The organism is Streptomyces sp. NPDC028419, from assembly GCF_055565515.1.
The window spans coordinates 1-10,781 of record NZ_JBVHUE010000073.1; the positions used below are offsets into that span (position 1 = coordinate 1).

Sequence of the window (10,781 nt, forward strand, 5' to 3'; positions counted from 1 at the left end):
CCCCCCCCCCCCCCCCCCCCCCCCCCCCCCCCCCCCCCCCCCCCCCCCCCCCCCCCCCCCCCCCCCCCCCCCCCCCCCCCCCCCCCCCCCGGGCCCACCGCACACAATGGGTGGGTGAGCCACCCAGTCGACCCCGCCCCCGCCGACCTCCTGCGGGCCCGGCCGCCGTCACCGCTGATCGAGGTGTGCGACGACCGGTTCGAGCGGTACGGGGTCCGGCTGCTGCTGAAGCGGGACGACCTGGTCCATCCCGAGCTGCCCGGCAACAAGTGGCGCAAGCTCGCGCCGAATCTGCGGGCCGCGCTGGCCGGGGGGTACGGGTCCCTCGTCACCTTCGGCGGGGCCTACTCGAACCACCTGCGGGCCACCGCCGCCGCCGGGCGGCTCGTCGGGATGTCGACGGTCGGGGTGGTCCGCGGTGACGAACTGGCCGACCGCCCGCTGAACCCCTCCCTGGCCCGGTGCGCGGCGGACGGCATGCGGCTGCACTTCGTGACCCGGTCGGCGTACCGGCGCAAGGCGGAGCCTCGGGTGCTGGCCGGGCTGCTGGCCGATGCCGGTGCGGCGGGGGCGTACGTCGTCCCCGAGGGCGGCAGCAACGCCCTCGCCCTGGCGGGCTGCGCCGAGCTGGGCGGCGAGCTGCGGGGGCTCACGGACGTGGCGGCCGTGGCGTGCGGGACGGGCGGGACGCTGGCGGGGCTGGCGGCCGGGCTCGGGGCCGGGCAGCGGGCGCTGGGGGTGCCGGTGTTGCGGGGCGGGTTCCTGGCGGCGGAGATACGTTCCTTGCAGGCGGCGGCGTACGGGGGGCCGCGGGGGGACTGGGCCCTGGCCGAGGACTTCCACCACGGGGGGTACGCCAAGGTGCCGGCCGTGCTGGACGCCTTCGCGGCCGACTTCGAGGAGCGGCACGGGGTGCCGGTCGAGCGGGTCTACGTGGCGAAGCTCCTGTGGGCCCTGACCCACCTCCTCCCCACCGCCACCTTCCCGCCCACCACCCGCCTGACGGCCATCATCACCGGCCAGCCCTGACCCACCCGGGCCGAATCCGCCTCCGGCGGGTCCTCAATCGCCGGACGGGCTGGATCTGACCCGGCACCCGACCCGTCGGGCGTGTCTGGACCAGGCCCGACCCGACCCGACCACCTCCGCCGAGGGCACCCACGTAAGCCCGCCCAGCCCTTGAGGACCCACCGGCGGCAGCCCCGGACCGGCGCCGAACGCCTCCGACGAGGGGACCCACTCAAGCCCGTCCGGCGTTTGAGGACCCGCCGGAGGCAGCCCCGGACCGACCCACACCGGCACACACCAGCCCACACCAGCCCGTCCGGCGCTTGAGGACACGCCGGAGGCACGGCCGGAACCGCCGACACCGGCGCACATCAGCCCGTCCGGCGCTTGAGGACACACCGGAGGCGCGGGATCGGCTCGTCCGGCGATTGGGGCGGGGCCGGCCGGGTTAGGCGTCCTCGCGGTAGGCCGCCGCTTCTTCCAGGTCCAGCCGCCGCAGCAACGCACGGAGCATCTCGTCGTCGATCCGCCGCTGATCGCGCAAGGTCACGAAGACCTCCCGCTCGGCCTCGATCATCTCCCGCGCCAACCGCCGGTAGACGTCGTCCGCCGACTCCCCCGTCACGGCGTTGACCTCACCCAACCGCTCCCACACCGCGTTGCGCCGCCGCTCCAGCACCGTCCGCAGCCGCTCGGCCAGCGGCGGCGGCAACGCGTTGGACGGCTCGGCCAGCAGCTCGGCCAGGCGCTCCTCCGCCGCCCGCGAGGCCTCGCTCTGGGCCTGCGCCTCGGCCAGGGTCTCCGCGTGCGCGTCCCGCGGCGGCAGCCGCAGCAGCCGGATCAGCGGGGGCAGCGTCAGCCCCTGGACCACCAGGGTGGCGATCACCGTCGTGAAGGTCAGGAACAGGATCAGGTTCCGGTGCGGCACCGAGATCGGCACGGAGAACGCGATGGCCAGCGACACCACCCCCCGCATCCCGGCCCACCCCACGACCACCGGCGCCTTCCAGTTCGTGTCCGGTTCCCGGCCCCGGATCCGCCCCGACAGCATCCGCGGCAGGAAGGTGGCGGGGAACACCCAGGCGAACCGCGCGACGACCACCACCACGAAGACGAACACCGCGTACCAGGCCGCCGCCCCGCCCTCGTACTGCGCCAGCCCCTTCAGGACCACCGGCAGCTGGAGCCCGATCAGCGCGAAGACCACCGACTCCAGCACGAAGGCGACCACCCGCCACACCGCCTCCTCCTGGAGCCGGGTGGCGAAGTCGACCTGCCAGTTCCGGTGCCCCAGGTACAGGCCGACGACCACCACGGCCAGCACCCCGGAGGCGTGCACCCGCTCGGCCGCCGCGTACGCCACGAAGGGGATCAGCAGCGACAGCGTGTTCTGCAGCAGCGGTTCCCGCAGCCGGGTGCGCAGGTGGTGGATCGGCACCATCAGCACCAGGCCGACGCCGACCCCGCCGACCGAGGCCAGCAGGAACTCCGTGATGCCCTCCGACCAGCCCGCGCCGACGCCGACCACCGCGGCCAGCGCCACCTTGTAGGCGGTGATCGCGGTGGCGTCGTTGACCAGGGACTCACCCTGGAGGATGGTCGTCATCCGGTTGGGCAGACCGAGCCGGCGCGCGATCGCCGTCGCCGCCACCGCGTCCGGAGGCGCGATCACCGCGCCCAGCACCAGCGCCACCGGCAGCGAGAGGTCCGGTACGACCAGGTAGGCGGCGTACCCCACCGCCACCGTCGCGAAGAGCACGTAGCCCACCGAGAGCAGCGCCACCGGCCGCAGATTGGCCCGCAGGTCCAGGTACGAGCTGTCCACCGCCGCGGTGTGCAGCAGCGGCGGGAGCAGCAGCGGCAGCACGATGTGCGGATCGAGGGTGTAGGACGGCACGCCCGGGACGTACGCGGCGATCAGCCCCGCGGCGACCAGCAGCAGCGGCGCCGGGATCGGGGTCCGGCGGGCCAGCCCGGCCACGGCGGCGCTCCCCGCCACCAGTGCCACCAGCGGCAATACCTCCATCGAAGATCCATTCTGAGTCGTCGCGCGCCCGCACCGTCGTCGTACGCTGGCCATCATGAGCGAGTGCACCCACGTTCCCGAACTGCCGCGCCCCGAGCCCGTCCCGCTTGCCCCCACCTGTCCCGAATGCGAGGTGCTGGGCAGCCATCCGGTACAGCTGCGGCTGTGCCTGGAGTGCGGCTACGTGGCCTGCTGCGACTCCTCGCCGCACCGGCACGCGACGGCGCACCACGAGAGGACCGGGCATCCGGTGATGCGCAGCTTCGAACCGGGCGAGAGCTGGCGCTGGTGTTTCGTCGACGGTTCGATCGTCTGAGGAGGGGTAGGTCAACCCTCCGCCGGTTCCCCCGATTTGGGCCCGCAGACCCCTAGCCACTGTGCGTACCTATTGACCTACCATCAGTCACTGGCCGTAGGCGTGGGTGTTCCGAGGGTGCACTGCCGTCGGTCCGTGAGGGGTGCCGCGACACGATCGCCCGGATCGCGATAGCGTCACCGGCGAACACAGCTCGTACCACCTTGGAGGTGAGGGTGTCCCAGATCGCAGGCGAGCCCGGGACCCAGGACTTCGTGGAAGTCCGGCTGCCGGCTGCGGGTGCCTACCTGTCGGTGCTGCGTACGGCCACGGCCGGACTCGCAGCACGTTTGGACTTCACCCTCGACGAGATCGAGGACCTCCGCATCGCGGTGGACGAAGCCTGCGCGATCCTGCTCCAGCAGGCCGTGCCAGGATCCGTCCTCAGCTGCGTCTTCCGCTTGGTGGAAGGCTCGCTGGAGGTGACCGTCTCGGCGCCGACCACGGACGGACGTGCGCCGGAGCGCGACACGTTCGCCTGGACGGTGCTGTCGGCCTTGGCCGGCAAGGTCGAGGCCACGGTCGAGGAGGACCGCACGGTCAGCATCAGTCTCTACAAACAGCGCGGCGCAGGACCAGGCCCGGCGTGAGCGGCGGGGAGACCCCGGTACGGGGCGGGGAACGGCCCCGAGTACGACATGAGGTCGACGGCGGCATCCCGGAGCAGCACAACGCCCGGCCGCACCCGGCCGAGGCGGATGCGGAAGACGGCTTTTCGGACTCGGCGGAGCGACGGGCGGGCCCCATGAGCGAGACCCAGCAGGACGAGCCACAGCACGACGGCCCACGGGACGACCGGCCGCTGGAGGCCGCCGCGGACGGCGTCACGGACGGCGTCACGGACGACGTGCCGGCGCAGCCGGATGCCGACGCCGCGGCGGCGGCCGTGGCCGCCGACGTACTGGCGGCCGACGTCCTGGCCTCCGACATCGTGACGGAGCCCGAGGAGGTGCGGGAGGTCCGCGACACGCGCGACCCGCGCGATCGCAGTGCCGCCCGGGCCCTCTTCGTCCAACTCCGCACCCTCCCGGAGGGTTCCCCGGAGCGGGCGGAACTGCGCAACCGGCTGGTCCGGATGCACCTGCCCCTGGTCGAGCACCTGGCGCGGCGCTTCCGCAACCGCGGGGAGCCGCTGGACGACCTGACCCAGGTGGCGACGATCGGCCTGATCAAGTCGGTGGACCGCTTCGACCCCGAGCGCGGGGTGGAGTTCTCGACCTACGCCACCCCGACGGTGGTCGGCGAGATCAAGCGGCACTTCCGCGACAAGGGCTGGGCGGTACGGGTCCCCCGGCGCCTCCAGGAGCTGCGCCTCGCGCTGACCACGGCCACCGCGGAGCTCTCGCAGCAGCACCAGCGCTCGCCCACCGTGCACGAACTGGCGGAGCGCCTCGGCATCTCCGAGGAGGACGTGCTGGAGGGCCTGGAGTCGGCCAACGCCTACAGCACCCTCTCGCTCGACGTCCCGGACACGGACGACGAGTCCCCGGCGGTCGCGGACACGCTGGGCTCGGAGGACGAGGCGCTGGAGGGCGTCGAGTACCGCGAATCCCTCAAGCCGCTCCTGGAGGGGCTGCCGCCGCGGGAGAAGCGGATCCTGCTGCTGCGGTTCTTCGGCAACATGACCCAGTCGCAGATCGCGCAGGAGGTCGGCATCTCGCAGATGCACGTGTCCCGGCTGCTGGCCCGCACCCTGGCCCAGCTCCGGGAGAAGCTCCTCGTCGAGGAGTAGGACGCTCAGGCGGCGTCGCGCGGCCCGATGCCCAGGGCCTGCGTCGTCGCCGGGTGGACCAGCAGGGCGACGACGGCCACCGCCGTCAGCACCAGCGCGATCCCGGCGGCCATCATCGCGCCCCCGGTGTTGAACAGCGTCCACGCCACCGGCAGCGCCATCAGCTGGGTGATCAGCGCCGGGCCGCGGCTCCAGCGGCGGCCCAGGCGCAGCCCCCGCGCCGCGATCAGCGGCAGCGCGGCGAGCGCCAGCAGGGTGATCCCGCCGGTCTCGGCCTGCTGCGGGGAGTCCGGGTTCCCGGCGATGCCCACGAAGAGCATGTAGACGCCGAGCCCGGCCAGGGCCAGGCCCTCCAGCGCCGTGAGCGCGGCGGCGGCGGTCAGCCGGCCGGGCGGGGTGGCGGCGGACGGTCCGGGGGCGGGGGTCTGCTTCGTACTCACCCCAGCAGGGTAGCCGCGCGCCGCGGACCCCCGACCTGACGGCCCGACCTGACGGTCCCGACCGGGCAGTGCGGTGAGCATTACTGGGGGTGGGTAGTCTGCTGCTCATGCGTGCACTTCTCGTGGCCAACCCAGCAGCGACGACCACCAGTGCGCGCACGCGTGACGTCTTGACCCACGCCCTCGCCAGCGAGATGAAGCTGGAGGCGATCACCACCGAGTACCGCGGGCACGCCCGGGACCTGGGACGGCAGGCCGCCGAGAGCGACGACATCGACCTCGTGGTGGCCCTGGGCGGCGACGGCACGGTCAACGAGGTGGTCAACGGACTGCTGCACAACGGGCCGGATCCGGACTCCCTGCCCCTCCTGGCCGTGGTGCCGGGCGGCTCCACGAACGTCTTCGCCCGCGCGCTGGGCCTGCCCAACGACGCGGTCGAGGCGACCGGCGCGCTGCTGGACGCGCTGCGCGAGCGCCGGGAGCGGACGGTCGGCCTGGGTCTGGCGGAGGGCGCGCCGGGCACGGAGGACGAATCGGTGCCGGCGCGCTGGTTCACGTTCTGCGCCGGATTCGGCTTCGACGCGGGTGTCGTCGGTCGGGTGGAACAGCAGCGGGAGCGCGGCAAGCGTTCGACGCATGCCCTGTATGTACGACAGCTCCTGCGCCAATTCTTCGAGGAACCGAACCGCCGGCACGGCACGGTCACGCTGGAGCGCCCCGGCGCGGATCCCGTCACGGACCTGGTGCTGTCGATAGTGTGCAACACGTCACCCTGGACGTACCTGGGCAATCGGCCCCTCTACGCCTCCCCGGAGGCGTCTTTCGATACCGCGCTTGACGTACTCGCGCTCGACCGTTTGTCAACTCCGTCGGTCGCTCGCTACGCGACACAGCTCCTGACCTCGACTCCTGAGCGGGGCCCGCACGGGAAGCACGCGGTGTCTCTGCACGATCTGACCGACTTCACCTTGCATTCGAAGGTCCCACTCCCGTTCCAGATGGACGGAGACCACCTCGGTCTGCGCACCAGCGTTCGGTTCACAGGCGTACGCCGTGCACTGCGTGTGATTGTGTGAGTAGAAGGGCCGAAAGTCCTTCCACTCGAACGTTTTAACGTCGGTCCACCCCTAGGAAGTACGGCTGTGACCTACTAGACACCGACGAATCCAAAAAAACTTTCCGGAAGGGGTTGTATCCCCGTCCGAGGTTTGCGAATCTCTACATGGCGATCGGGACAGCCCGCAGAACCCGGCACCCACACAGACCGCCAGAACCCCTCCACGAAACGGACCGCACCAGGAAACTGGGCGTCGGCCCTTCCCCCATCAGGGGATTCGTGAAAGCGTTCACATTCACAAGCAACCTGCCCGCAATACAAGGAGATGGAGCAGCCATGGACTGGCGTCACAACGCCGTTTGCCGCGAAGAAGACCCCGAGCTCTTCTTCCCCATCGGCAACACCGGTCCTGCGCTGCTGCAGATCGAGGAAGCCAAGGCCGTCTGCCGCCGTTGCCCCGTCATGGAGCAGTGCCTGCAGTGGGCGCTCGAGTCCGGTCAGGACTCCGGCGTCTGGGGCGGTCTCAGCGAGGACGAGCGCCGCGCGATGAAGCGCCGCGCCGCTCGCAACCGGGCGCGCAACGCAACCGCCTGATTTCGACTTTCGAGCCTCGAGCCGCAGCGCGTAGTACCCCGCATCAGCGCTCAGCACCATGCTCTTGAGCCCCGGACCGATAACCAATCGGTCCGGGGCTCAGTGCTGTGCCCGGTGCGAGCGACCGGCGCACCGGTCACGCACGGTCACATGAAGCTTCCGGTCACGCAGCGTGAGGGGTCACTTCTGCGGGCTGGCCGGTATGTCCAGGACGACCTTGGTGCCGCGCGTCTCCCCCGCCACCATGTCGAAGGTGCCGCCGAGCTCGCCCTCGACCAGGGTCCGTACGATCTGCAGCCCGAGGTTGCCGGCCCGCTGGGGGTCGAAGCCCTCGGGCAGACCGCACCCGTCGTCGAGCACGGTGATCAGGAGGCGCGCGTCGTCGCGACGGCTGCCGCTGCGCAGCGCGGTCACCTCGACGGTGCCGCCCTCGCCCTGGACGAAGGCGTGTTCCAGGGCGTTCTGGAGGATTTCCGTCAGCACCATGGACAGCGGCGTCGCCACTTCGGCGTCCAGGATGCCGAACCGGCCCGTGCGGCGGCAGGCCACGTTGCCCGGGGAGATCTCCGCGACCATCGCGATGACGCGGTCGGCGATCTCGTCGAACTCGACCCGCTCGTCCAGGTTCTGAGACAGCGTCTCATGCACGATCGCGATCGAACCGACCCGTCGCACCGCCTCGTTGAGCGCCTCGCGCCCCTGCGGCGAATCCATTCTCCGGGCCTGGAGCCGCAGCAGCGCGGCCACCGTCTGGAGGTTGTTCTTCACCCGGTGGTGGATCTCCCGGATGGTCGCGTCCTTCGTGATCAATTCCCGTTCACGGCGGCGCAGTTCGGTGACGTCGCGGCACAGGACCAGCGAGCCGATCCGGGTGCCCTTGGGCTTGAGCGGGATGGCGCGCAGCTGGATGACCCCGGTACTGCCCTCGACCTCGGTCTCGCGCGGGGCCCAGCCGCTGGCCAACTTGACCAGGGCCTCGTCCACCGGGCCCCGGGAGGGGGCGAGTTCGGCGGTGGTGTTGCCCAGGTGCTGGCCCACCAGGTCGGAGGCGAGACCGAGCCGGTGGTAGGCCGAGAGGGCGTTGGGGGACGCGTACGTCACCACGCCCTCCGCGTCGAGCCGGATCAGGCCGTCGCCGACCCGGGGCGAGGCGTCCATGTCGACCTGCTGCCCCGGGAAGGGGAAGGAGCCCGCCGCGATCATCTGGGCGAGGTCGGAGGCGGACTGGAGGTAGGTCAGCTCCAGCCGGCTGGGTGTACGCACAGTGAGCAGGTTGGTGTTGCGGGCGATCACGCCGAGGACGCGGCCCTCGCGCCGGACCGGGATCGACTCGACGCGGACCGGCACCTCCTCGCGCCATTCCGGGTCGCCCTCGCGCACGATCCGGCCCTCGTCGAGGGCCGCGTCCAGCAGCGGGCGCCGGCCGCGCGGCACCAGGTGGCCGACCATGTCGTCCTGGTACGAGGTGGGGCCGGTGTTCGGGCGCATCTGGGCGACCGAGACGTAGCGGGCGCCGTCCAGGGTGGGGACCCACAGGACCAGGTCCGCGAAGGAGAGGTCGGAGAGCAGCTGCCACTCCGAGACCAGCAGGTGGAGCCACTCCAGGTCGGTTTCACTGAGAGCGGTGTGCTGGCGTACGAGGTCGTTCATGGAGGGCACGCTGCGAGGGTACCCCGGGCTCGGGCCATGACTTTCCCCACCGGGATTACCCAGGAGTACCCAGGAGCGGTCGACTCCGCGTAATGTTGGAGGAAGTGACGGGATCCGAGGACCCGCCATTGGATGGACAGAACAGAATGGTCTAGTCCACAATTGCCGAAGAGCTTCCGCCCTCCCCGCACAGGAGGACGGATCGAGGTAAGCCGCGCGTTCTGCCCTGACCGCGTCGGCACCTCCCACCGGCCGCCGGGCACCGCACACCCGACCGGCCGTAAGTACTCCGGGCTGCGGTGCCGGACGGGCTGAGGGTCCCGTCCCGGCACCGTGGCCCTGAGGAATGGATCCAGCGGGATCACGGGGCCGTCGAGGACTCCTCCGGCCAGGCCGCCATCGCCAGCAGCGCCACCGCTTCCAGCTCCGCCCGGGTCGCCCCGTCGCGCGACTGCTGCGACATCCCCTGGAGCACCGCCCCGCTGTACCGCGCCAGCGCCACCGCGTCGGTGTCCGCGGGCAGCGTTCCGGTGGCGACGTCCGCCCGGATCCGGCTTTCGAACAACGTCAGGTTGGCCTCGCGCCTCACCCGTAGCGCTTCGGCCACCTCGTCGGCGGTGGTGTTGACGGCCGCGCTGATCACCATGCAGCCCGGCGGGTGGGCCGGATCGGTGTAGACCTCGGCGGCCTCGTGCAGGATCCGCGCCACGGCCGCGCGGGCCGTGGGCTCCTCCCCCAGGGCCACCGCCGCGAAGTCCCCGTACCGGTTGCCGTAGACCACCACGACCTCGTCGAAGAGCTTGCGCTTGTCGCCGAAGGCCGCGTAGAGACTGGGCGCGCCGATCCCGAGGGCGCGGGTCAGGTCCGCGATGGAGGTCGCCTCGTAGCCGCGCTCCCAGAAGGCGAACATCGCCTTGTCGAGGGCTTCGTCGCGGTCGAAGGAGCGGGGCCTGCCGCGCTGTCCGGTCACCATGCCTCGATTCTATAGCGGGCGCTATGGAATCTGATACGGTCCTTTCTGTAGCGACCACTAGCGATTGCGGAGGGGGGCACCCATGGGCGTGCTCGAAGGTAGGACGGCGCTGGTCACGGGCGGTAGTCGGGGGATCGGGCGGGCGGTGGCGCAGCGGCTGGCCCGGGACGGGGCGCTCGTGGCCGTGCACTACGGACGCGACGCGGACGCGGCCGCGGAGACGGTCGCCGCGATCACGGAGGCGGGCGGTCGGGCCTTCGCCATCGGCGCGGAATTCGGGGTGCCGGGTGACGCGCAGGCGCTCTGGGCGGCGTACGACGCCCATCCGGAGCACACCGAGGGCGTCGACATCCTGGTCAACAACGCGGGGGCCGCCACCTTCGCGGCGATCGAGGACACCGACGAGGAGACCTGGGACCGGGTCCAGGCGGTCAACGCGAAGGCGCCGTTCTTCGTCATCAAGCACGGGCTGGCGCGGCTGCGCGACGGCGGTCGGATCGTGAACGTGACGGGCACGCCGGACATCGCGCTGCCGGCCATCTTGGCCACGATCACCGCCAAGGGCGCCGTGAACGCGCTGACCCGCTCGCTGGCCGCGCACCTCGCGCCGCGCGGCATCACCGTGAACTCGGTGGGTCCGGGGATCACCGAGACCGACCTGAACGCGGCCTGGCTCGCCGATCCGGAGGCCCGGGCGCACGCGGCCTCCCGCTCGGTCTTCGACCGCGTGGGCACGCCGGCGGAGGTCGCCGACGTGGTGGCCTTCCTGGCCTCGGCGGACTCCCGCTGGGTGACCGGCCAGCACCTGAGCGCCACGGGCGGGCTCCAGCTGGCCCTGCTGTAGCCGGTGCCGCCCTAGGCCCTGTCGTCAAAGTGCCGTCTGCCTCGCGACGCCTGGCACGCACTCTCGCCGCACCGGGCGAAAGCCAAGTACGTCCAGTACGCG

11 protein-coding genes are annotated in these 10,781 nt (G+C 71.8%); 7 read left to right on the top strand and 4 right to left on the bottom strand.

Translation table 11 applies throughout. The features are described 5' to 3' along the window. Window positions 1–114 precede the first annotated feature (114 nt). Complete coding sequence (locus tag ACZ4UB_RS39275; RefSeq protein WP_468078056.1) at window positions 115–1,029, top strand: 1-aminocyclopropane-1-carboxylate deaminase/D-cysteine desulfhydrase; 915 nt, start codon at window positions 115–117, stop codon at window positions 1,027–1,029. Between the two features lie 427 nt (window positions 1,030–1,456). Here the strand turns inward: ACZ4UB_RS39275 and ACZ4UB_RS39280 are convergent, their stop codons facing one another. After that, window positions 1,457–3,034 carry a Na+/H+ antiporter gene (locus tag ACZ4UB_RS39280; RefSeq protein ID WP_468078058.1) on the bottom strand — a complete coding sequence of 526 codons (1,578 nt, stop codon included), beginning with the start codon at window positions 3,032–3,034 and terminating at the stop codon, window positions 1,457–1,459. Between the two features lie 55 nt (window positions 3,035–3,089). On the opposite strand from ACZ4UB_RS39280, the gene ACZ4UB_RS39285 reads away from it, so the two are divergent. From ACZ4UB_RS39285 to ACZ4UB_RS39295, 3 genes are all read left to right on the top strand, one after another. After that, window positions 3,090–3,350 (top strand): UBP-type zinc finger domain-containing protein, encoded by a 261-nt coding sequence (locus ACZ4UB_RS39285; protein ID WP_354382406.1) that lies wholly within the window; start codon window positions 3,090–3,092, stop codon window positions 3,348–3,350. 215 nt (window positions 3,351–3,565) lie between these two features. After that, window positions 3,566–3,979: an ATP-binding protein gene (locus ACZ4UB_RS39290; RefSeq protein ID WP_283448400.1), complete on the top strand. Its 414-nt coding sequence runs from the start codon at window positions 3,566–3,568 to the stop codon at window positions 3,977–3,979. Beyond that, entirely contained in the window at window positions 3,976–5,121 is a 1,146-nt protein-coding gene (locus ACZ4UB_RS39295) for an RNA polymerase sigma factor SigF (RefSeq protein ID WP_468078060.1), read from the top strand. Before ACZ4UB_RS39290 ends, ACZ4UB_RS39295 begins: the two co-directional genes overlap by 4 nt. A gap of 5 nt (window positions 5,122–5,126) precedes the next feature. Here the strand turns inward: ACZ4UB_RS39295 and ACZ4UB_RS39300 are convergent, their stop codons facing one another. Beyond that, a complete protein-coding gene (locus ACZ4UB_RS39300) occupies window positions 5,127–5,561 on the bottom strand; it encodes a hypothetical protein (protein WP_468078062.1) in 435 nt (144 codons plus the stop codon). A 107-nt stretch (window positions 5,562–5,668) separates the two neighbouring features. Between ACZ4UB_RS39300 and ACZ4UB_RS39305 the strand changes: the two genes are divergently transcribed. Together ACZ4UB_RS39305 and ACZ4UB_RS39310 are read left to right on the top strand one after the other, a co-directional pair. Continuing rightward, entirely contained in the window at window positions 5,669–6,637 is a 969-nt protein-coding gene (locus tag ACZ4UB_RS39305; RefSeq protein WP_468078064.1) for a diacylglycerol/lipid kinase family protein, read from the top strand. A gap of 317 nt (window positions 6,638–6,954) precedes the next feature. After that, window positions 6,955–7,212: a WhiB family transcriptional regulator gene (locus tag ACZ4UB_RS39310; RefSeq protein ID WP_004937597.1), complete on the top strand. Its 258-nt coding sequence runs from the start codon at window positions 6,955–6,957 to the stop codon at window positions 7,210–7,212. Window positions 7,213–7,392: 180 nt separating this feature from the next. Here the strand turns inward: ACZ4UB_RS39310 and ACZ4UB_RS39315 are convergent, their stop codons facing one another. Both ACZ4UB_RS39315 and ACZ4UB_RS39320 read right to left on the bottom strand, forming a co-directional pair. Continuing rightward, the gene (locus tag ACZ4UB_RS39315; protein WP_354382434.1) at window positions 7,393–8,862 is read right to left on the bottom strand and encodes a sensor histidine kinase; all 1,470 of its coding nucleotides are present in this window, start codon (window positions 8,860–8,862) and stop codon (window positions 7,393–7,395) included. A 361-nt stretch (window positions 8,863–9,223) separates the two neighbouring features. Then, the gene (locus tag ACZ4UB_RS39320; protein WP_468078066.1) at window positions 9,224–9,835 is read right to left on the bottom strand and encodes a TetR/AcrR family transcriptional regulator; all 612 of its coding nucleotides are present in this window, start codon (window positions 9,833–9,835) and stop codon (window positions 9,224–9,226) included. An 82-nt stretch (window positions 9,836–9,917) separates the two neighbouring features. On the opposite strand from ACZ4UB_RS39320, the gene ACZ4UB_RS39325 reads away from it, so the two are divergent. Next, window positions 9,918–10,679, top strand: a complete 762-nt coding sequence (locus ACZ4UB_RS39325; RefSeq protein WP_468078069.1) for an SDR family oxidoreductase — start codon at window positions 9,918–9,920, stop codon at window positions 10,677–10,679. Window positions 10,680–10,781 lie beyond the last annotated feature (102 nt).